Consider the following 21,298-nt stretch of genomic DNA (forward strand, 5'->3'; position numbering starts at 1 on the left):
CCCTCGGGACCCGGAAACCAGCCGGCAAGCGCCACTTTCGTGCCCGGAGTCCAGTGGGAAGGGAGCGGGCTTTTCATCCGCAAGCGGACCCGCGGATGCTTCTCGATGATTGCGTCCACGTCAAAGGATTCGGGAGCGCGGGGGGCAACGGTGATGGCGGTGAACCAGTAGGATTCGGGCCAGGAAACCTTGATGGTTGTGCCGTTGCCGATGAGTTGCTGACCCTCGTGCAGGAGGATGGGATGCGTCACCAGGTATTCGGCGGCCTGCAGGCGCACGCTCCCCTGGTTGGCCGGGTCGCCCAGCGCGTTGACGATATCCTGGTCCGTCAGCGCGAACGCCGCGGCGGGAAGCAGTACGAGAGCAAGATATGCAGCCATGATGCGCGCTCCGAGCCTCAATCATTCAAACGTCAGGACACCGAAGAATTCCGTCATGTGAAACCGGTTGCCGTGCGTATCTGACCAGGCCGAAGTCTGGTTCTTGGCGGCGTAGTACCGGTGGAAGTTCGCGCGCCACTTCGTTCCGCTCTTGGGCCACTCGTCCATGGGGAACGACGCCAATTCGGAGAGCGGCACGGCGATCTCGACGGTCCAAACCTTTTCTTCCACGTGAATGGCCGCTTTCCATTGTGGGTCCCAGTCGAGGCCTCCGGAATTGCGTTCGTCGAAGACGTTGCCGACATGGTCGACCACGAAATGGCCGTATGTGCCACCTTGCGGCTGGAGCATCATGCCCACCGCGTCACTCTCACCGAACACGTTTCCGTCGTGCCGGCCCCGAATCGTGGGGGTGGGCAAACCGCCCTGGTGGTGGCACGTGAAGGCCGCGTAGAAATACTGGTTGTCGTAGCCCAGCCGCAGCTCCGTCTGGTCGAGGTGTTCTGCCGCGCCATAAGGGGTAAAACCGGACAGGACATCCGCATTGACCCACGCCGGTTCGTCGAGCTTGCCATCGAGGACCGGCGGCTCGGTGAAGCGGCGGACGATGCCTTCCGCAACCTTGAGATCGACAAGGGCCTTTTGCCGCGCCCAGTCGTCGCGAAGCCGTTTCGTGGGCAAGCCGCGTTCCTCGATGGCCTTCAACTGCGCATCGGCTTCCTCGACCAGGGTCCTGAGGCGTTGCGGGTCGTTCTGTACGCCGTTCATTGCGGCCCGGGTTCGGCGATAGGCCTCAACCAGCGGATAGACGCCGGGGCCATATGCCTTGTCGACGGCCTGTTCAAAGGAACCGTCCACCTTGAACGCCTCCGGGTTCCATAATGCGTCCATAGCGCTCAGGACGAAGGGACGTTGCCACGGCCAGTGGAGGGCGAAGGCGTTCAAGTAGAAGATGCCGTGCGAGTCGGCTGCGAAACCGTCGTAACGCGTGGTCACGAAGCGTTGCGGCGAAGGTGCTTCGTCGCAGCAGTTCGAGTTATCCCAGAGAAAAGTCGGGCGGTTGCCCACGAGCCCCGAGTATTCGAGGAAATGCGCGCGCTCGATGCTGGGGGAGCCGACAAACCTGCCGGTCCAGACGACGGCGATGTTCGGCGGCATCTCCGCGTCGAGGTCGCGCAGGTATTGCACCATGTGCGGTTTGCGCTCGCCCTCCCCCGTATAGACGTGGCCGAGACTGTAGGGCGCGGGGCAGATGGAAAAATCGAGTGCGGGATATTCGCGTTTGAGCGCATCGTACAGGCGCGCCATAAGATAGCCATGGGCGCGGCCCACTGAATCGCCGAACCGTTTTCGTTCCGACTCGTGCATGCAGACGTAGCGGCCCTTGTCGCGCGGCGTCCAGTCGTCCGCCAGGATCATGATGTGGGTGAAGCCCTTGCTGGCGGCATACTGGCAGCGGGCAATCACCTCCGCAATGTGATCTTCATTTGTGATGTCGAGCAGTTCGTAGTCCGGGGAGGGCGATGCGTAGATGTGCAACAGCAACATATAATCGAAAAGTCCCGTCTCATCGCGAAACGCCGCCATTTCTGAGAGGAATTCCTCAAGCGGCCGCTTCCCGTACATGTGGTCCGGGCGGAATTCGCGCCATTCGAGCCGGTGTTGGATGGCAAAATGCCCGACCTTGTACATGGCGAGATCGATGAGCTGTTGCCGCGTCGCAGGACCGTATTCCATGGCGTATGGGCGCTGCCACTCCGGCCAGTCGTTGATATCGGCGCACTTCAACACCGGCTTGCCGTTTTCGACACCCATTTGTTGCAACAGGGTCACGGCCGCGTAAAACGCTCCGCGCGCGTCCACCCCCGCGGCCGCGATGTCCGCCGCTCCGTCATTTGTTTCTCGAACGCGAAGCGCGTACCCGAACTTGGGAAGCACCAGGGAATCAAAGGCCAACCCGTGCGCGGAGTCGACTTCTTTGATTATGCCGTCGCCGAACGTCCCCAGGTGAATCGTGATCGGGGCGCTCTTATCACGAATGCTTCTTGCTTGCCCCTTGCCCGATTCCTCAGTTGGTCTCTGTGCCGCCACGGTCTCCGTCAGCCGTTGTTGCAGCAATTCCTCAGCAAGTCTTCCGGCGCCGCCCATGCTTTCGCCCAACCGAACCTGTACACCATCCTCCTTCAATGGCAGGGATCGCCACTCTGTCAATACCTCACGCGGCGCCGGCAGTACCTGCCCGGTGTAGTACGGCAGTTCCGCCCGGGCATGGGGGCTCACGAGAACCGTCCATAGGAGGAAGGCGGCGCCCATGTTTCGAGTCACTGTTTGTGTCCTCCCGGGCCCGGCGCCCAGACCGACATCGTCCTCGTCCCCGGAACGGCCCCTTGTCCATGCGTCTATCAGCAGTGGATTGGGTCCGTCAGAAAGGCGTTCGCCCTGGCTCTCAGCCATATTGTCATTCCGCGCGCGAGGAAACAAGGATTTGTTTCCAAGCAGCCTGCCCGTCTTGTTCGGCAATGGTCTTCTTACCAAAGGACTCAGGCAGAATCCGGGCCGGCTGATTCTGCGTCGCAAGAGGAATCCAAAACCCCGCTTTTGGTCGCGATTCTCCTCTCGGACCGTACAGCCGCAACTCGCAAACAAGAGAGAATCTGCGTATATTACATCCTATCGTGAGATGTTGATTGGGCAAGAATAATAAGACTCTGAAGACGCATGATTGAACCTGGCACGCAGTGCACTTGCGTCGGTAGCGACGAGGGGGGCGTGTCGAGAAGCGCCGCCGGGGAATCGCTGACGATGGGGACGCCCAAGGCCGAAGACGCAGTTCGGCTGTCCATTCCCGTGAATGACGATGATGCGAGCACCGGGTGCCGGTTCCTGGAGCGGTGTGGAGGCATCGCGCACGACGAGGACATCCGGAAGTTCGGCCTGTTCATGTTGCTGGCCGCGGCGAGGCTTTCTCCGGTCCCGTGATAAGGAGGCGTATGGCTAGACAGCACGTTCATCCAAGCTGGCGTATTTCGACACTGCTCCTGGTGAGCATCAGCCTGTCCATCGGCTGGGGCATCCGGGGCAACTTCGGGCACGAGTACGGCGCGATGCTGCCGGGGGTTTTGGCCGGCACCGCCGCATGCCTGATGTCCGGCCGCGAAGATTGGCGGCGGCGGGTGGCTTACTTCGCCTTTTTCGGGGCGTTCGGATGGAGCTTCGGCGGGTCGTTCTCGTATATGAAGGTTGTATCCTACACGCACTCCGGCCACCTTCCTTCCCAGTTATTCGGGTTTTTCGGCCTATTCGTCGGCAGTTTCCTGTGGGCCGCACTGGGAGGCGCAGGCACAGCCTACGCCGCCGTCGAAAGCCGCGACCGGCTCACGCAGCTCTTCAAGCCGTTGTGCTGGGTGCTGGCGGTGTGGACCGCGTATTACTTTCTCTGGGAACCCGTGATGAACTCAGGGCCAATGGCCGCCTTGACGGGAGGAGACGTGACGGGCGCGGAGCGGGGATTCTTTCGCGAACTGCGCCAGAACGACCCGTTCTACTGGCTCGACTCGGACTGGGTCCAGGCGTTCCTGGCCCTTGGGGCCCTTTGCGCGTTTGATCTGTGGGAGCGCCGTTCACGGAACACGGCCCTGTTGCCGGTCTTCGGCGCAGCAGGCGCGGCGGCCGGATGGGGTGTGCAGCTGATTATGGCCGCCAGCGGCGTCCTTCCTCGCATCTTGCCTTGGCTGGTACGCGTTCAAGGGGACTTGACCATTGTCAATCCAGACACCGGACAGCCTTTCGACCCGGCGAATATGGTGACGAACTGGCCGCTCATTCTGTCGCGGCATCCCGCTGGTCTCGGGGCGGTGTTCGGCGCCGTTCTGGGCATTGCCGTTTATTTCGCGGTGTTTGGCAAGTGGCGCTCGGGTTCGTCGCTGCTGGTTCACATGGCGCTGGGGTGGTTCATCGCATTTCTCGTGGGCCCCGTCCTGCTGGGTATCCGCATGACGCCGCCGCGCGGCGACAATTGGGCCGGAGGCGTGGGCGTGCTGCTCGGGGTTCTTATTTACGCATTCCGTAACAAGTTGATGCCGGTGGGGGTGGCCGCCATCATAAGCGGGACCATCGGCGGGCTCGGCATTGCCTTCACCCAATGCCTGAAACTGTTGCTGGTCGCCCCCGGCAACCCGAACCGGCTCGCCGAGCTGCCTCCCGAAGTGCGCGATCCTCTCATTGCGAAGTGGGCGCACTGGCAAAGCGCGAACTGGCACAGCATCGTGATCGAGCAGGGGGTGGGGCTCTTGTACGGTCTGGGCCTGGCCATTGCCATGGCCATCCTGGCCTCGCGAACCGGCCGCGCCGATGACCGGCCCCCCGTGCGCCGGTGGACCGAAGCGTTCGCGGCCGGGTTCCTCTTTATCGCCGTGGTCTACGTCAATATGGTGAAATGCGTGGCGGAATGGACAACCGAGCGCGTGGTGGGCGGCAGCTCGTTCCGCTCCGTGCCCGAATTCATGAAGATGCCCCTCATCGAGAGCATCGAGTTTTCCGCGCGTACCTGGTTCAATCTCGCCTACTTCTTCCTGGCCCTGTGCATCGTCGTATTGCTGGTTCTGCATATGCGGCGGCGTCTTCCATTCGTTCCGGCGACGGCACTGGGCAAGGGGCAATTGCTCTACCTCGTGTTTCTGTGGATCATCATCACCTTCAACTTCCAGAAAGCGCTCGTTGGATTCCACGAATCGCGTATCGCGACGGAGGGAGTCCTGTTCTTCAACGCGGTGATTGCGACGTTTCTCATCGCTGCCTTCGCGCGAGAGGAAGACCGGGACCCGGCGCCGCTGACCCCGGTGGAGGATTACAAGCCCTTGTTCTGGAAGAGCGTTGCCGCGATGGGAATCGCCGTGGTTTTCGCCACCTTCGCGTTCACGGGCGTCGTCCGTTCGGTCTATGGCGACCACTTCGCCGGGCACGCGGGCAATGAACGCCGCTTCGGGGACCAGGCTGACTGGCGTATCCGCCCCGTGCTGCGGGACATCAAACACCGCTGACCGAACGGCGCGAAACAGCGGCGGGGGGACCGGCCTATTTCCGTTGGTCGAACAGCAGTTGGGCGATCAGGCCGGCGATGGGCGGGAAGAAGAACGTGCTCGCGAGCCGCGCGAGAGTGAGCCGCCACCCCAGCACCCCGACTTCCATAGGAAGCCGTGCGACAGCCCAGAGGGACCACGCGGTCAGGAAGGCGACCATCGTTCCGGTTCCTGCCCCGGAGCGCACAAGGCCGGCCGCAATGGGCAGGCTCACGTATGGCCCTCCCGGGGCCAATCCGCCGGCAACCGTCCCGATGACAATACCCCGCACGCCTGATTCGGCGCCTACCCAGCGCGATATGGTTTCCGCCGAAACCAGGGTCTGCACCATTCCGGCGACTAAGAATGCGAACAAGAGCAGCGGCAAGACGCTGACGGTCATGGCCAGCCCTGACCGTATACCCTCAACGTGCTGGCCCTCTCCCTTGGCGAATCCCACAATCAACAGGACAGCGGCCAGAATCCCCATGAAAACGGTTGGTACCAACATGGTGCTTCGCTTTCTCTTTCGCGTGTTTTCCATCTCTTTGGCCATGACCCGACCCCCATGTGCGTGAGAACCGGACCGTGTATTCGCCGGCCGGCTCCCGGGCGTATTATACGGCGGGCAAGGGTATTTGACACCTGAACGCAGGGTAGTCCGGCACGGCGCGTCAGGCGCCGCCTCTTTGCGAAGCCTTCTTTTCCCTCCTTTTGGGAAAGTCCGGTTACTGCGGCGGAGCAGCAGGATGGCGGACCCACAGGAGCATGTCGATGAGTACGGGCTGGGCGGATTCGCCCGCTCTCACGCCAAAGGCGAATGTGTTGTCTCCCTGTTTCACAATTGCGGGGTCGACAGGGTAGTCGAGCCACTGGCCGTCCTGCGAGGAAGGGACTAACCGGGCATCGTTGATCGCCACGGTGACTATCTCCGGGACAGGGGCTTCCTTGAACCGCAGCCGCAGCGTCGCTTCGACCGGTGGATGAGCCTTTACGTCTTCGCCCACGGGCATCACCACGGAGACCGGGGCATCGGCGGCGAGGGTGCGCGGGTATTCGGGATTGAGAATATCGCGGTGCATGAACTTCTCGCCGCCCTTGTACCAGAAGCTCAGATTGCCGTATCCCCGCGCGCCGGTCGTATAGACCTTGTCGAGCGGAGCCAGCACTTTGGGGTCGCCCAGTTCGCGCCAGTGCGGCGCATGGGGGTCGAAGAAGTTGAACATGTAGATGCCGTCCGCGCCCGCCTGCCAGGCCTCCATGGCGCGCGCACGATAGGCTTCCAGGGTCATCCGGACGCTGTTTGCGTCCTGGTCGCGCAATCGGGACTCGCTCAGCGACGGGTACACGGGGATGTTGTATTTGTGGCCGAGTTCGACGCTTGTCTGCCAGGGATTGAGGCGGAAATAGCAGCTTACGGTGAGGATGTCGATGAGATCTTCCTGCATCCAGCGCTCGATGTCGAAGCCAACGTCGCGGCACATCTCGACCGAATCGGGCACGCGCACGGAGATCAGGAGCGGACGGCCCCGTTTCGCGCCCACCTCGTCGGCCATCACGCGAATCCGCCGGATGAGCTCGGTCATCATATCGAGTTCGGCCTGCCCGACGGGCCGCCCCTCGGCGTGCGGCCGGAAATACACGAGGTGGCGGAAGAAATCCATCTGCACGCCGTCCACGTCGTAGTTGTTGCAGACTTCCTCGAAGAACTTGAACGCGAGGTCGCGGATCTCGGGTTGGCCGTAGTCCACGGCGGTCCAGGGACCGTTCGCGGGCCGCTTTTCGGGCGTTCCCATCAGCCATTCGGGGTGGTCCTTCTTCAGTTGTGGAAACAGGAAAGGCGAGTACCAGCCGCCCCAGCCGTCATGGCAATCGTTCATGCGCATGGACCAGAAGACTTCGATTCCGTTCTGGCGGCAGAAATCGACGATGATCATGAGGGGATCCATGCCTTGGTCGATGAAGGCCTTGGTCTGGTTCTGGCTGAAACCTTTCTTGCCGCCCGGTTCGGGTTCGGTACACGCGAATATTTCGCCCACCTTCGTGTTGTGGGTGAACATGCTGAACCCTGAACTCCATGTGCAATAGACGATGGTGTCGACCTGGGTGCCCACGACCGCGCGTGTGCGCGCGTCAATCAGCGCTTCGGGGTCGGGCTTTTCGAGGGAATAGACCGGTTCGTTGCCGTCGTTGTCGTACATGATGCGCCGGGTCTTGTGGGCCGCCTCGTGGCGGAGCGCCTTGATTTGTTCGGGTGTGACGGGACCGCCGCCCTCGCCGGCAACGGCCGCCGGAGAGCCCGCCGTGATTGCCACTACCAGCGCAAGCGCCGCCCATCCGAATATGCCGCGTTGATTATCCATTTGAATGTGCTCCTTACCCGTTATGGCGCGCCTACAATCCTGAAACTCTCCTCGAGCCAGCCGTCGCCGTCCTGCGCCCGCACGCGCACCGTGTGTTCACCCGGAGGAATAACCTTGTCGGACTCGTAGTTCTCCGCGCCCAGCAAATATGGCGGGCCTTCGCAGCGGTTGACCAGGACGTCGTCGAGATAGAACTCGATCGGGCCCATGGGAATGCCGTCCACCCAAGCCCTTAGCCGGTGCCAGCCCGCGTACCCCTGGATTTGCTCGAGGCCGGTGATGTAGATGCCTTTGCTGCGCTGCGGCCGCAGCCGGGCGTCCTCGTCCCACCAGCGCGCCACATCGGTGCTGCTCGCCAGCAGGCGCATGGTCCGGCGGTCGTACGGATCCGCGACGACACGGGCATCCGCCTGGTAAACATAGACGCCCGGGGCGCCCTCGAGATAAAGCTGGTGCGCGCGCCAGAGAAACGGCCCCGGAAAGGGCTGGCCCCAACTGAGCCCGTCCAACGCAGGCAACACCAGGCACGCCGTCCCTTTCACCGCCGCGTAGTACGGCGTCATGTCGGCGTGGAGATGACGGCCCTGTATGTTGCTGGGGCAGAGGTAGTCCACCCAACCCTGGCGCGCCCACGCCGCGTAGTCGAACAATTCACTTCTGCGCACGCCATGCGCGGGGAACCGCACCAGGATCGGAATCCGTTCGCCGGGTTTGGCGAACTCATCCGCCAGCGCCCGCAGCGCTTGCATGAACGCGTTGCACGTCTCGAGGGTATCCGGCCCTTCGGGGTAGCGGCAGAAATCGAGCGAGAGCCCCCGCGCGCCGATGTCGAGGGCCTCGCGGTACTGGCTCAGGATGTACTCGCGCACTTCGGGAACCTCGTAGCGCAAGGCCGACCCGCGCATCCAGTCGGGGTGTTGCTTTGAGAATTCGCCCTGAAGCGGGCTGCCGGGATAGCAGTTTGTCGCGCCGAAATTCGCGTGAAGCGAGAATCCCAGGTCTCGGGCCGCGCGCAACGACGCTTCGAGCGTGTTTGTGAATTGTTGCATACGCCCGACGTTGTCGGTTTCGGGCGCCTGCACCGCGCCGATGGGATCGCCGCGGGTCGCGTACAGCAACTGGTCGGCCGCGCGCGTTTCATAGACGGATTGCATGCCGAAGCGGCTGATCTGCATGTCGACAATGGGCACCCGCGCCTCGGCGTAGGCCGAGAGATAGGCCCGATGCCACGAGTTGTCCGAAACCACGTCGCTGAAAGCGTACGAATAGGGTTCCCAGTAGCCCGCGACGAGCTTGTCGGTCTCGCCGCTGAATTGCGCGTCTAAACCTTCGCGCACCTCCGGCGACAAGGGCACAAACTTTACGTAATCGATGCTCGATGCTGCCGGACCCGTATACGCGTGCAATTGCTCGAGCACGAGATGCTGGCGGTCCAAATCGCGCCATTGCCATAGCACCTCGTTGAACAACGCACTCGAAAACAGGCGCTGAGACCGTTCCTCGCCGGTAAACCGGAGCGCGATTCCGCCCACGGACGGTATCGTGCGCACGAATACCGCGCAGGGTCCCCGCAAATCGAGTGGATAGGACAGTAGAGGCAGGCGCTGCGGGCCGTTGCTCTCTCCGAACAGGGCGTTGCCGCGGGACGCGTCCCGCTCGGGCGTCATATCCGTCTGCCACGACCATTGCGGCCCCGTCTCCTGCGGCTGGCCCGCGCCGCCCGTCATTATCCCAGAGTGTTGAAAGACGCCGGACCACTCCTCGACATAGACCACATCGGAGTTGTCGGCCTGCAGCGGGGTCTGGCAGGTTGCCAGGACCTCGCCCTCGGGCGTTCGGAGCGTGATCCGGAACAGGGCATCGACTCTGCCGTCTATTTGCGCGTCTGGATACGGGTTAAAGACAACGGTCCGCGTAAGACCTGCCGCGCGTCGCTCGGATACCGACCCCTTGAGCCATGGTCCGTACTGCTCAGGCCGGGCGAGGTGCATCGCCGTTTCCGAGATGAGCGGCATGACCCGCGCGGGTTGCCACGCCTCGCTTCCCGCGTGAGTCCACTCGCACGCCACCGAGACGGTCTCCGGGGCTCCCGCCGGCACCGGATACGACACGTGGAAATAGCGTGTCACGGGCTCCACGGAGACTTGGACATCCTGCGCCGCGCCCGCGGCTGCCAGCGCCACGATAAGAAGTCCCATGACCGACCACGTGTTTCTCATGCACGGCTCCTCCCGTTTTGCTGCTGTCTCCGTTATACCTCCGGCTCGATGACGTACGTGCGCGCGTCGAAATCGACCGTGACGGTCGTCCCGTCGGCGTAGGTCGTGCGCTGTTTGCGGGTCGTGCCGTCGAGCAGATCGTGGCTGACCATTTCCTCGAGCCCGAGGCGCTGCGCCAGCGCGGCCGCCTTGTTCACCAGCGCGACCTGTTCGGGACTCGCCCCCGGCCCCACGTAGGGCAATCCGGCATTGAGCAGACAGTGCAGCCAGCCCGCGTCGGCTTTCGGGACGCCCCAGCCGCCGTTATCGCCCATTTCCCACGGCAACAGGATCGCGTCGTGGTACACGAGATTGAACAACGGCACGGGAATCCCCGTAGCATCCCCTCCTCCGATGCCCGGAAATGTCGCATATGGCCCGTGATGGACCAGGTCAAGCGAGCGCACCAGGTAATCGGCGGGTTCCTCGGAGCTCACGACGTACCCGCGCGCGCGGAGCAGATCGAAGCACTCGCGGCGGTACCGGGCGCAGTCGCTGCGCGTGATCGGATGCGCCGGCAGCGTGCTCTCCTCGAGAGGCACGACCGCGAACACGTCGAGATACGCCCCGCGCACCTTGATCCCATGGGCGGCGAACAGGTCGTGATTGCGGCGCACGTAACCGGGAGCGAAGCGGGGATTCAGGATGGTCTGGGGCCCGCCGCACCACGTCGACGTCTCTTCGCGCGAGCCGTCGAGGCGCACCGCGGCCAGCCGGTCATCGAACGATACGGCGTTGAGATAGAAATCGCGGTACTGGTCGTGGGTGGCAAAGAGGTAACCGAGCTCCTCACACGTGTCGGCATACGCGCGTAACCCGTCCCATCCGCCCTGCTCCTGGCCCACGGGCAATACGTCGGGATGGCCGTTGTCGTAGCCGTAGAAACCCCATCCGTCCAGGTGCACGTACGCATCGTCGATGCCCGCCGCCTTCAATTGTCGCAACCCCGCCGCGAGCTGGTCGAACGTCTGCAGGCTGTGGTTGTTCTCGATCCGGTCCTTGTGGAACAGCGCCGCCTCCTGCACGAAATGGTATAGCGCGCCCTGGTGGACCACCGGTTTCCCGATAACCTCGTCGAGGCCGCGCGTGCGCGCGCGTTTCTCGGCCAGCGACACGAACTCGCCGCGCTCCTTCACGAACCGGCGGTACCGTTTCGCCATTTTCACATAGCTGCTGTCGTTGTCAAAGACGTACCGGATGGTGCGAAGGTAGCGTACCTGGCCCAGGCTGGGATACCAGCGGGGGGCGATGCGCGTCGGCCCGCCTTCGGGGTGGTTGTACTCGCCGCCGGCGTCGTCGCTGGTCTCGAGGATGGTCATCACGCCGGCCGTGCCGTCAAGCTGGCCCCACCAGGGCATGTAGAGCGAGCGCGAGTTGCACAGGTCGCCCGCCGAGATGGCTTGTGGCCAGTTCCCCGGCAGCAGCATCCCCTGCATGCGCGGGATCACCGACACGAATCCCGCTTCCTGTTTTGGAACGATCGCTTTGGGCCACCTGATCATGGCGAGGTCGCGTTCCTGCTCGACCGCCGCCAACTCGAACACGAGTTCGCTGCCAATTGCGTTCACACACAACCGCAGCTCGAACCCCGGCGCGTCCGGGAACTCGGCCAGAGCGATCAGCATGCCCACGGCGTAACCCGGCGCGAACGCCTCGGCTTTCCGTTGCGCCGCATCGAGAAAACTGAAGTCTTTGCCCCCTTTTTGAATGTCGCCTTTCCCGCACGGCTCGAACTGCCAGACGTGCCCGCCGGCGTTCACCTCCATCGCGAAATCGGACTTCGCCAGGCTGAAGGACAACTCGGGCGTCTCGAGGCGCCAGCGGTCGTCCAATTCTGAGAACGACCCCTGGGCCGTACTTGGGCGCTCCGCCGCGTTGGCCCACAGCCACATGCGGACGCCGTCGATGGCCAGGTAGATCGCCTTGAATTCGTCTTCGTTCGACGCGCCTTTGTCAAGCAGGGACCCGAGTTCGGCCAGCTTGGACGCTTTCTCGGCGTTCAGCGCGTCCGGCACCGTGATGGCGCCGAGGCGCTCGACATGAAACCGGAGCGTGTCGATGCGCGGCGCATACTCTTCCGCCGCCGCAAACTGGGACAACATCAGAAGAATCGAGATCATGGTTACCCCTCCACGTACGGGAAGACCGCGGACCGCAACACCCGCGGATTGCGTGCACGCATGATGGCGCAAATGCCGCAGCGAAGTCCACACGGAGGGAGACGGAGCCCGTTCCCGCCAGTACCCAAAGAAAACAGTGATGCCAGGGTGTGTCCGTCCGTGTACCCAACTACCCGGAGCGCGGCCCTGACAGGCTGCGAAGTTTCAGTGGCCGGTTGGAAAACCGGCCCTCCGTTGGGGGCGCGCAAGTGTTGATATGCCCTGCCAGCTGGCGCATCATGTGGCGCGGCCGGGTAGCCGCCAAGCCGGAATCAGGGCCTCCCGATACGCGCTGCCCGGGTCTCAACATCCTGGCAACCGACAGCGACGGAGCACGCCGCCGGGGATGGGTCGAATGGGCGCCCGGCATCGGCCAGAACAAGGGTCCCGGCAAGTTCCCGAAAGTGCTGCTTGCGGTGGATTGGAGTGGCATTTCTTTGGTATGACTTGTGGGCTCTATGCATCCTACAGGTCCCGTAACTCGACAGGGAGAATTGAACCATGACAAGAATGCAACCGGTTTACGTACGCGTCCTATTGGGATGTGTGCTGAGCGCATGCATGGCGTTGAGCCGAACCGTCGCGTCAGCCGGCGACATCGAGGCCATCCGCGAGCAGCCTGCGGCATCAATCCTGGGCTCCGAAACCATCTGGGGCCCCGCGGAGATCTACATCGGCTGGCCGACAATCGCCAAGACGCGCGAGGGCGAATTGCTTGTGGCGTTTTCGGGCGACCGCGACGCGCACATATGCCCCTGGGGCAAAACGCAGCTCGTGCGGAGCAGCGACAACGGCGCAACATGGACCCCGGCGGAGACGGTCAACAACACGCCCCTGGACGACCGCGACGCGGGCATCATCCAGACGCGGCAAGGCACGCTCGTGGTCAGTTGGTTCACGAGCCTCGCCTTCGAGAGAAACGACCAATACCGCCGGCACCGCGAGAAGCTGTCCGCCGAGACCGTGAACCAATGGTTCGGCTCCTGGATTCGCCGTTCGGAAGACGACGGCAAGACCTGGGGGAGCTACATCCGCGTCGAGACCTCCGCGCCCCACGGTCCCATCGAACTCAGCGACGGACGCCTCCTCTACGTCGGCTGTACCGGCGCGAACACCCCCGAGGAGCGCGTCGGCGTGCTGGAATCGCGCGACGACGGCCGCACGTGGACGCGTATCGGAAGCATCGCCCAGGCCGAGGGCGACGACCCCAGCCAGTGCCACGAACCCCATGTCGCGGAGACCGCCGGCGGCGCTCTGGTCGCCATGGCCCGGTACCACGGCGAGGGCGAGTTCGCCAACCATCTCCGGCAGGCGTTCAGCACCGACGGCGGCAAAACGTGGACCCGGTTCGAGCCGACGCCGATCTGGGGGTATCCGCCGCACCTGCTCCGGCTCGACAACGGCTGGCTCCTCGTCACATACGGCCGCCGCACCGAACCGTTCGGCGAGCGCGCCTGCATCAGCAAAGACGACGGCAAAACATGGGACGTCCAGAGCGAGATCGTGCTGTCCCAGGCGCCCAGCAGCGACCTCGGGTATCCCGCATCGGCCCAGCTCGGCGACGGCTCGATCCTCACCGTCTACTACGAGGTCCTCGAGAAAGGACGGAAACCGCCCCTGCGCTACACGCATTGGAAGCTGAAGTAGGAGGCGAGGCCTCGGCGGGGGATGTGAGGGCTCGGGACAGATGCGTCTCGGGCCTCTTGGCGCTCGCTTGCGCCAGTCCCTTCACGGTGTCACTCGCTTTGGATGATGTCTGTGCAGTGCTCGAAGATGATGGGGGGATTGCCGCTGGCGGGTTCGATGGTGACGTCACGAAGGGTGATGCCGTCGACCCATTCGAAACGCATCCCGGCTTTGGCCTGGATGGCCACGTGCTCGAGCGTCACGTTCTGGATGGGCAGGTGTTCGGTAGCGGTCATGCTGACAGCTTGCGCGGCGCCGCCGCAGGTGATGTTCTTGAAGGCCAGGTTACGGAACAGGGGATAGGCGCTGCCGTCCTCGGAAGCCATCCACGCGCCGTAATCCGTTTGGAGCACGATGGCGCCCTGGCCGATATCGGCCATACGGATGTTCTCGAACAGGCAGTTCTCGACGACGCCACCGCGCGATGCGTTGGATTTCAACCGAATGCCGATGAGCGAGCCGGTAAACTCGCACGAGTGGCCGTAAACGTTGCGCACGCCGCCGGACATGTCGCTGCCGATAACCATGCCGCCGTGCGTCTGTCCGGCCCGGATGTTGCGGATGACCACGTTTTCCGTGGGCCGCCCGATACGCCGTCCTTCTTCGTTGATGCCCGACTTCAGGGCAATCGCGTCGTCGCCGGCGTTTATGTCGCACGCTTCAATCAGGGCGTTCCGGGTCGAGTCGAGGTTGATCCCGTCGGTATTGGGTCCGCCGACGGTGTAGAGCGTCAATCCGCGGACGAGCACGTTTTCGCAATACACGATATGAATGGTCCAGAACGGCCCGGGTCCCGCGATTTCGAACCCCTCGAGCAACACGTTCCGGCAATTGATCGGACTGATGAACTGCGGCCGCAACCCCGCTTCGGGCGTGCCGTAAACGCGTTTCTCGGCGGGCACGTCTTTGAGCACTTGTTCGTGATAGATGCGGCGGCTCGTCTCCTCCTGGATCTTTGCCCACGGCCACCACGAGGGACCGTGTCCAAACAGTTTTCCGGGTCCCGTGACGGCGATGTTCTCGCAATCCCGGGCGTAGATGAGCGGCGAGTAGTTGTACACCTCGAATCCCGCCCATCGTGTGAAAACGGGAGGGAGATAATCCTCAGGGTCGGTGCTGAAATGCAGTTCAGCGCCCTGGTCAAGACGCAGGTTCACGTTGCTCTCGAGGTGAATCGCGCCGGTCAGCCATTTGCCCGGGGGGACCCGCACTGTCCCGCCCCCCTCCGCCGCGCACGCGGCAACAGCCTTGCGGATGGCGTCTGTGTTCTTGGTTTCGCCATCGCCTCGCGCGCCGTAGTCGCGGATATCATAGGCGCGCTCGGGAAACCGGGGGCGTTCAAGGGCAGGCATGGGAAACGGGGCTTGCAGCGGCGCGATGGCATCGGGACCGGCCGGTGCCGTTGTTGCGGGCAGACCCCATATCGCGCAGCACGCGATGACCGCCCAGCACGATGCAGTCATACGGCGAGAAACGGTTCTCAATCGCGGGCGTTTGTTCAGAGCGCGCTACTCCAATCCGTATTTCTTGATCTTGTACTGCAGGGTGGTGCGTTTCAGGCCGAGATGCTCGGCAGCCTTGGTCTTGTTCCACCGGAACCGCTCGAGGGCGGCCTGGATCATCTCGCTTTCGAGCTTGTCCGTACGTTCGATCAGCGAGCCGTGTTCCGGGGCTTCCACGGGCTCGGGTTCGTCGTCTTCCTGCACGAAGAACAGTTCCTGGGGCAACTCTTCGACCGTGACGATGCTTCCCTCGCACAACACCACCGCGCGCTCGAGCATATTCTCGAGTTCGCGAATGTTGCCCGGCCACGGGTAGCGCATGAAGAAGCTCATGACCTCGTCTTCCACGCCCGCGACCGTCTTTCCGGTCTCGGCGCTGAATCGCGCCAGAAACACGTCCACCAGCGCGGGGATGTCGTCGCGGCGGCGCTTGAGCGGCTCGGTGCGCAGGGAAAACACGTTCAGCCGGTAATAGAAATCCTCGCGGAAATCACCCTTCTCGATGGCCTCGCGGAGGTCGCGGTTGGTGGCCGCGACGATGCGCACGTCAACCTTGATGGTCTGCTGTCCGCCCACGCGCTCGAATTCGCCCTCTTGAAGCACACGCAGCAGTTTGGTCTGGATGGACGGGTCGATCTCGGCCACTTCATCTAGGAAAAGCGTTCCGGTATGGGCCTGCTCGAAGCGTCCGGCGCGTTGGCCCGTGGCGCCCGTGAAGGCGCCGCGCTCGTGCCCGAACAATTCGCTTTCGAGCACGCCCGGCGCGAGGGCTGCGCAGTTTAACGCCAGGAACGGCCGTTCGCGGCGGGGGCTCGCGTCGTGGATCGCGCGCGCCACCAGTTCTTTTCCCGTGCCGCTCGGACCCGTGATCAGCACCGAACTCCGGCTCGGGCCAATCTTGTCGATCATTTTCAACAGTTGCCTGGTTAGCTTGCTGTCGCCAATGATCCGGCGCCGGTCAACCAGTCCGGGGGCTTGCTTCCCCGGCGGCAGGGCAATGACTTCGGCTCTGTGCCGCAGAATCTTGTCAACCTTGAGCTCAATTTCCTGGAGCTTAAACGGTTTCGCGATGAAATCGAAAGCGCCCAGGCGCATCGCCTCGACAGCCGTCTCCAACGTGCCGTAGGCCGTGATTACAATGATGCTCGCGTCGACCGCGGCTTCTTTCGCGGCGCGCAACACGGCCATCCCGTCGCGGCCGGGCATTTTGAGATCCGTGATTACGACGTCAAACGGTTTTTCCTGAAGCAGCTCGATGGCTTTATCGCCGTTCGACGCCGCGCTCACGTCCAGGCCGCGGTCCGTGAACGCGGTCTCCAGCACCTGCCGGATACCCGGCTCGTCATCCACTACCAACAAACGGGCTCGTGTCTCTGTTCGCGTCACACTAGACTCCCCAAAATGCCGTCGCACAACCGGATATGGCGCCGCGCGGTTCCTTGCCTCCCCGGCAAGCATGGCGACCGGTTGAAGATACAGCGGTATCGCTCCGCTGAGCCGTTACGCGGCAGCTTAACTCTTCTATTTTGTATCACTTGTCGCGAACCGCGTCAAATGTTCAGCAGTAATTTGCGGGAACGGCATTCCCACAATTCACGAATTCCGCGCTCAGTCGCCGAATAGTTTCCGGAAATCGTCTAATTTGTCTAAATTCCGCGTGCTTTCGTCACTACCTCCGAAGAGGGAATCCAGAGCATTTCGCGCCTGGTCGCCGGCCTGGCCGCCGGTCTTCTCGGTCGAGCGGTCCGCGAACTCGAACTCGTCACAGAAATTGCATCCCGCCTTGTCGCCGACCCACTCAGTGGTAGGGATGTAGCACTGATTGTGAGCGCTGGGCTCGTAATAGCGGCAATTCAGGCAGCAATGCAGGTACCCGGAACAACTGCCGCAGATGTCTTTTGGCCCGGGTTGCTTCTTGCCCCCGCCGTCCCATTCGCTGCCGCAACGGTGACAGTATTTCATGCTGGCCGCTCCCCGTTCCCCGAACCGGTGCAAACGCCTTTCCAGCCTACCCTCACCACCATCTCCAGTCAACCAGTTGGAACCTGGCGGACGCGGCCCCCGGCGGACCCGACGGACGGGGCGGCCGTCCGAAGGCGCTGGGGAGAATCCGTCACGGTTACCCGCAGCGGTCTTGCGGGCAGGGGAGAGAGGCGGCGGCGATTCTATAAGAGATTGATTTGCAAGGGCTTAGAGTCATTATCGGCGGGCTTTGTGCGGCAAGAACGGGGAAACCCCTGTCTTTCCTGTAAATGGAAAGGCGTTTTGGTATTATGGGGGTAGTTTCCGGGGAAGTTCGCGGAAGCGGCTCAAGTTTCGGCGCGTTCCTGCCGATGAACGGTATGTAGCATCGCGCCACATAACGGGTTTTTGCACGTGGGAGAGGACCTATGGTTGGAATCAACGGAATAGGCGGCATACCTGAGCCAGTCCCTGAGCGCCCAGCCAATGTCCGCGACCGCAAGCGCGAAGTGGAAAGCGCACCCGCGCGCGAGGACGGGGTTCGCATCAGTCCCGAGGCGCAGGAAGCCGCAACCAGCGCGCGCGTGGCGAATATCGCCCGCGAAGACGACGGCATTCGCGCCGACGAGGTAGCCGCCGCGAAAGAACGGCTCGAACGGGGCGATTTTCGGTTGCCGGAGGTGGTGGCCGAGGTCGCGCGCCGGTTGAGCAAGTATTTGCCATAAAACCGATAGACAAACGCGTACGAGCGCTGTTCCCGAGCACGAGGTTACTCGTGCTCTTTGTTGTTGTGACGACGACCGGCTGCCGGATGTGGCCGTTTGGCGGGTCGGTGCCGGGAGTTGAGGAAGGCATCGCCTCGTGGTACGGCGACGAGTACCATGGCCGGGCCACGGCGTCGGGCGAGATATTTGATCAGGAAGCCATGACGGCAGCCCACCGGGAACTCCCCTTCGGCACCATCGTGCAGGTCACCAACCTGAAGAACCACCGGACGGTTGTGGTGCGGATCAACGATCGGGGGCCGTTCATTCGCGGGCGGGTCATCGACTTGTCGCGCGGCGCGGCCCGCGAACTCAACATGTTGCGCGACGGCATTGTGCCGGTTCGTCTCGAGGTGTTGGAGTGGGGCACGGGCGCGCGCCTGTGACGGCCGCGCCGTTTCAGGCAGAATAGCGGCCATGCCTGCACTCAGTATTGTCATGATCGTCAAGAACGAGGCCGGCCGTCTCGGGGAATGCCTCGCGTCGGTCCGCGGCATCGCCGACGAGATAGTCGTCGGGGACACGGGGTCTACCGATTCCACGGTCGCGGTGGCGGAGGGGTTCGGGGCACGGGTGCTCACGATTCCCTGGCGCGACGATTTCGCGTGGGCGCGGAACCGCGTGCTCGAGGCCGCCACAGGGGACTGGCTGCTGCATGTGGACGCCGATGAGGCGGTCGATTCCGAGGGCGCAGGGAGAATTCGGGCGCTTGTGGACACCGATGGCGCGGGGGCGGACGCCATCGAAGTCACGCTGGCGAACTACTGCGATGAACCGCGCGCGTGGCGGTGGGTAGCGGCCGCCCCGGATGCGCCGATGGCCCGGGGACGCGCCGGATACATCGCCGCGCCGCTGCTGCGCCTGTTTCGCAACGGCAGGGGATTCGAGTACCGTGAACCGGTCCACGAGAACATCACCGAGAGCGTGCTCGAGCGGGGCGGGGTCATTCGGTCCGAACCCATCCTTATCCATCATTACGGGTATCAGGCGGGCGATGCCCGCTCCGATGTGAAGAAAGCCTTCTACCTCGAACTGAACCGCAAGAAGACCGTCGAGCGCCCGGACGATCCCAAGGCGTGGCACGACTACGCGGAGCAGGCGCTGGTGTGCGGCGATGCGGCCGGGGCCGAGGCGGCGAGCCGCCATGCGCTGGAACTCGAGCCGCTGCATCTCGGCGCCGCGACTACCTTGGCCAACATTCTGTTGAATCGGAACGAGCTGGAAGAGGCGCGGGCGCTTTTGCGGCGATTAGAAGACGCGGGCATGGCCGCGCCCCATGTCGTGACGGCATTGGGGGCGATTGCGTGCCGGTTGGGGCAACTCGATGAGGCCCGGCAGCGGCTCGAGGCCGTGGTGGAGGCCCTGCCCGGGGCCGTAATGGCCCGGTTGTACCTGGCGCGCGTCTGCGACCGGCTCGGCGATTTCAGAGCCGCACGAGCCCAGCTCGAACACGGCTGCGCGCTCACGCCCACGCTCGAGGAACTGCGACACCGTCTTGAAGCCCACCGGCTGCGCGAGGCTGGCGAACAGGCGTTCGCGTCAGGCGGCGTGGAGCGTGCCGCAGCGCATTTCCTCGCCGCATTGAAGCTCGATCCCGATGATCCGCTGCTTCACAACGGTCTCGGCGTGGTCTCGCACTCCCTCGGGCGGACAGACAGAGCGCGGACCTGCTTCGAGCGCGCCCTCAAGCTTGCCCCGGGCATGCCCGAAGCCCTCGAGAACCTCCACGCGCTTGAGCCCATGTGAATCCTAAACGGCGGCTCCCATCAAACGGTCCGCGATGGTGAATGCGGCTTGGGGACGGGCGGCGCGGCGCGCAGCCTGCTGCATCTCCGCCAGCCGCTTGGGGTCATCGAACAGAGTCTTGACCTTGAAGATCATTTGAGCGGCCGTGCGCGCCCAGAGACCCGCGCCGTGTTCCAGGAGATAGATCGCGTTACGCTCTTCCTGGCCGGGGATGGGATTGAATACGAGCAGGGGCAACCCCATGGCCAGGCATTCGCTCGTGGTCAGCCCGCCACTCTTGGACACAGCCAGATCGCTTGCCGCCATTAACTCGTGCATGTTATCGACGAAGCCGAAGGCCTTGAGCCGGCCTTTGCACGCTCTGGCGAGTTTCTTCAGGCGCTTCTCGAGGTCCTCGTTCTTGCCGGCCACCGCGATGAACTGGGCATTGGGAAGGCAGTCCGCCAGCAATTTCACAGCTTCGTCGGCGCTCATCATGCCGAATCCGCCCGCGGCTACAAGGACCGTGTGCCTGTCGGCATTGAGGCCCAGGGTACGGCGCATTTCCGCGCGCGGGGGGTACTCTTTTGCGAATTCCGGCAGGATGGGGATGCCGGTAACCTCGACGGAGGCCGTGCCGATACCCTTCGCGCGCAATGCGTGAGCCATTTCGCTCGACGCTACGAAGTAGCCGGTTACCCCGTCCTGTATCCACATGGAATGAATATCGTAATCGGTGAGGATGGTGTAGATGGGAGCTCTGAGTTTGCCTTTGCGTCGTTGCGCAGAGAGCACCTCGGCTGGAAGAAAGTGGGTGCAGGCGATGATGTCCGGCCTGAATCCCTCAACAAATTTCAGCAGGTCTTTTGCATTCAGGCGGGACAACAGCGTGGAGAGCTTCTTGGTATTGCTGTCCACGGGTTTTGCCTCGAGGGTCTCGTAGATGCGTTCCCATACGGAGGGGAGATTGCGCACGATCGCTTCGTATCCCTCGGTGTAACCTTTGCGGAACGCGGCGTTGGTGTACTCGAGGGTGTCCGCGTTCACGATCTCGACATTGGGATACCGATCGCGGATGGCTTGGGTGAGGGCCTGAGCGGCCCGGAGGTGTCCGGCGCCGGCCTTGACGGAAAGCACGAGAATGCGTTCGATGCCCATGTCAGGTTCCTTTCGTTCTGCATGCACGGCCTCGTGTCGCGCCCAGGATCACCGTAGCACAGAACCGGCCGCGATTTCCCGTTCGCGCCGCGAGTTGGCGGGGGGACGGGAGCCCAAATCGCTGGGTGTCCGCCGGCGAAACCGGGTACGGCGCCATGCGATTCGTGGGCCCCGGTTAGCTGGGTTTCTTCAGCGCCAACGGCGCGAAACATACCAGCCTGGCCTGAAGGGCCAGGAAAACGGGATCAAACAACAGGGCGGGAGGGCTGAAGGCCCGAAACATC

General features: G+C 63.2%; 17 protein-coding genes. 7 read left to right on the forward strand and 10 right to left on the reverse strand.

Annotation, left to right across the window (positions count from 1 at the left end):
- Together PLJ71_16600 and PLJ71_16605 are read right to left on the reverse strand one after the other, a co-directional pair.
- On the reverse strand, positions 1–380 hold a 380-nt coding region (locus PLJ71_16600; GenBank protein ID HQM50309.1), incomplete at its 3' end, for a hypothetical protein.
- A 21-nt stretch (positions 381–401) separates the two neighbouring features.
- Positions 402–2,834 carry a beta-N-acetylglucosaminidase domain-containing protein gene (locus PLJ71_16605; protein HQM50310.1) on the reverse strand — a complete coding sequence of 811 codons (2,433 nt, stop codon included), beginning with the start codon at positions 2,832–2,834 and terminating at the stop codon, positions 402–404.
- Between the two features lie 315 nt (positions 2,835–3,149).
- Here PLJ71_16605 and PLJ71_16610 point away from each other — a divergent pair, with 315 nt between their 5' ends.
- Both PLJ71_16610 and PLJ71_16615 read left to right on the forward strand, forming a co-directional pair.
- Positions 3,150–3,359 carry a hypothetical protein gene (locus PLJ71_16610; protein ID HQM50311.1) on the forward strand — a complete coding sequence of 70 codons (210 nt, stop codon included), beginning with the start codon at positions 3,150–3,152 and terminating at the stop codon, positions 3,357–3,359.
- A gap of 11 nt (positions 3,360–3,370) precedes the next feature.
- Complete coding sequence (locus PLJ71_16615; protein HQM50312.1) at positions 3,371–5,419, forward strand: hypothetical protein; 2,049 nt, start codon at positions 3,371–3,373, stop codon at positions 5,417–5,419.
- Between the two features lie 34 nt (positions 5,420–5,453).
- On the opposite strand, the gene PLJ71_16620 is transcribed toward PLJ71_16615, so the two are convergent.
- The 4 genes from PLJ71_16620 to PLJ71_16635 form a co-directional block, all read right to left on the reverse strand.
- Complete coding sequence (locus PLJ71_16620; GenBank protein HQM50313.1) at positions 5,454–5,948, reverse strand: permease; 495 nt, start codon at positions 5,946–5,948, stop codon at positions 5,454–5,456.
- Between the two features lie 217 nt (positions 5,949–6,165).
- Complete coding sequence (locus PLJ71_16625; protein HQM50314.1) at positions 6,166–7,800, reverse strand: family 10 glycosylhydrolase; 1,635 nt, start codon at positions 7,798–7,800, stop codon at positions 6,166–6,168.
- Positions 7,801–7,820: 20 nt separating this feature from the next.
- On the reverse strand, positions 7,821–10,019 hold the full coding sequence (locus PLJ71_16630; protein ID HQM50315.1) for a hypothetical protein: 2,199 nt from the start codon (positions 10,017–10,019) through the stop codon (positions 7,821–7,823).
- A 32-nt stretch (positions 10,020–10,051) separates the two neighbouring features.
- Positions 10,052–12,178 (reverse strand): DUF5696 domain-containing protein, encoded by a 2,127-nt coding sequence (locus tag PLJ71_16635; GenBank protein HQM50316.1) that lies wholly within the window; start codon positions 12,176–12,178, stop codon positions 10,052–10,054.
- Between the two features lie 251 nt (positions 12,179–12,429).
- Here PLJ71_16635 and PLJ71_16640 point away from each other — a divergent pair, with 251 nt between their 5' ends.
- Together PLJ71_16640 and PLJ71_16645 are read left to right on the forward strand one after the other, a co-directional pair.
- On the forward strand, positions 12,430–12,663 hold the full coding sequence (locus tag PLJ71_16640; GenBank protein ID HQM50317.1) for a hypothetical protein: 234 nt from the start codon (positions 12,430–12,432) through the stop codon (positions 12,661–12,663).
- Positions 12,664–12,718: 55 nt separating this feature from the next.
- A complete protein-coding gene (locus PLJ71_16645) occupies positions 12,719–13,864 on the forward strand; it encodes a sialidase family protein (protein ID HQM50318.1) in 1,146 nt (381 codons plus the stop codon).
- Positions 13,865–13,953: 89 nt separating this feature from the next.
- Here PLJ71_16645 and PLJ71_16650 read toward each other — a convergent pair whose 3' ends face one another.
- The 3 genes from PLJ71_16650 to PLJ71_16660 form a co-directional block, all read right to left on the reverse strand.
- The gene (locus tag PLJ71_16650) at positions 13,954–15,366 is read right to left on the reverse strand and encodes a glycoside hydrolase family 28 protein (protein HQM50319.1); all 1,413 of its coding nucleotides are present in this window, start codon (positions 15,364–15,366) and stop codon (positions 13,954–13,956) included.
- Between the two features lie 45 nt (positions 15,367–15,411).
- Complete coding sequence (locus PLJ71_16655) at positions 15,412–16,791, reverse strand: sigma-54 dependent transcriptional regulator (GenBank protein HQM50320.1); 1,380 nt, start codon at positions 16,789–16,791, stop codon at positions 15,412–15,414.
- A gap of 222 nt (positions 16,792–17,013) precedes the next feature.
- Complete coding sequence (locus PLJ71_16660) at positions 17,014–17,367, reverse strand: hypothetical protein (GenBank protein ID HQM50321.1); 354 nt, start codon at positions 17,365–17,367, stop codon at positions 17,014–17,016.
- 428 nt (positions 17,368–17,795) lie between these two features.
- Here PLJ71_16660 and PLJ71_16665 point away from each other — a divergent pair, with 428 nt between their 5' ends.
- The 3 genes from PLJ71_16665 (at position 17,796) to PLJ71_16675 (ending at position 19,877) form a co-directional block, all read left to right on the forward strand.
- Positions 17,796–18,092: a flagellar biosynthesis anti-sigma factor FlgM gene (locus tag PLJ71_16665; protein ID HQM50322.1), complete on the forward strand. Its 297-nt coding sequence runs from the start codon at positions 17,796–17,798 to the stop codon at positions 18,090–18,092.
- An 86-nt stretch (positions 18,093–18,178) separates the two neighbouring features.
- Positions 18,179–18,517: a septal ring lytic transglycosylase RlpA family protein gene (locus tag PLJ71_16670; protein ID HQM50323.1), complete on the forward strand. Its 339-nt coding sequence runs from the start codon at positions 18,179–18,181 to the stop codon at positions 18,515–18,517.
- Between the two features lie 31 nt (positions 18,518–18,548).
- On the forward strand, positions 18,549–19,877 hold the full coding sequence (locus tag PLJ71_16675; protein ID HQM50324.1) for a tetratricopeptide repeat protein: 1,329 nt from the start codon (positions 18,549–18,551) through the stop codon (positions 19,875–19,877).
- 3 nt (positions 19,878–19,880) lie between these two features.
- Here PLJ71_16675 and PLJ71_16680 read toward each other — a convergent pair whose 3' ends face one another.
- Positions 19,881–21,014 carry a glycosyltransferase gene (locus PLJ71_16680; protein HQM50325.1) on the reverse strand — a complete coding sequence of 378 codons (1,134 nt, stop codon included), beginning with the start codon at positions 21,012–21,014 and terminating at the stop codon, positions 19,881–19,883.
- Positions 21,015–21,298 lie beyond the last annotated feature (284 nt).

The sequence above is a fragment of the Candidatus Hydrogenedentota bacterium genome (genome assembly GCA_035416745.1).
Classification (GTDB): Bacteria; Hydrogenedentota; Hydrogenedentia; order Hydrogenedentales; family SLHB01; genus UBA2224.

Bases quoted from the DNA above. Each gene is read 5' to 3' on its own strand.
- PLJ71_16605 (HQM50310.1), bottom strand. From the start codon at position 2,834: ATGGCTGAGAGCCAGGGCGAACGCCTTTCTGACGGACCCAATCCACTG.
- PLJ71_16615 (HQM50312.1), top strand. From the start codon at position 3,371: ATGGCTAGACAGCACGTTCATCCAAGCTGGCGTATTTCGACACTGCTC.
- PLJ71_16620 (HQM50313.1), bottom strand. From the start codon at position 5,948: ATGTTGGTACCAACCGTTTTCATGGGGATTCTGGCCGCTGTCCTGTTG.
- PLJ71_16625 (HQM50314.1), bottom strand. From the start codon at position 7,800: ATGGATAATCAACGCGGCATATTCGGATGGGCGGCGCTTGCGCTGGTA.
- PLJ71_16630 (HQM50315.1), bottom strand. From the start codon at position 10,019: ATGAGAAACACGTGGTCGGTCATGGGACTTCTTATCGTGGCGCTGGCA.
- PLJ71_16635 (HQM50316.1), bottom strand. From the start codon at position 12,178: ATGATCTCGATTCTTCTGATGTTGTCCCAGTTTGCGGCGGCGGAAGAG.
- PLJ71_16645 (HQM50318.1), top strand. From the start codon at position 12,719: ATGACAAGAATGCAACCGGTTTACGTACGCGTCCTATTGGGATGTGTG.
- PLJ71_16650 (HQM50319.1), bottom strand. From the start codon at position 15,366: ATGACTGCATCGTGCTGGGCGGTCATCGCGTGCTGCGCGATATGGGGT.
- PLJ71_16660 (HQM50321.1), bottom strand. From the start codon at position 17,367: ATGAAATACTGTCACCGTTGCGGCAGCGAATGGGACGGCGGGGGCAAG.
- PLJ71_16665 (HQM50322.1), top strand. From the start codon at position 17,796: ATGGTTGGAATCAACGGAATAGGCGGCATACCTGAGCCAGTCCCTGAG.
- PLJ71_16670 (HQM50323.1), top strand. From the start codon at position 18,179: ATGTGGCCGTTTGGCGGGTCGGTGCCGGGAGTTGAGGAAGGCATCGCC.
- PLJ71_16675 (HQM50324.1), top strand. From the start codon at position 18,549: ATGCCTGCACTCAGTATTGTCATGATCGTCAAGAACGAGGCCGGCCGT.
- PLJ71_16680 (HQM50325.1), bottom strand. From the start codon at position 21,014: ATGGGCATCGAACGCATTCTCGTGCTTTCCGTCAAGGCCGGCGCCGGA.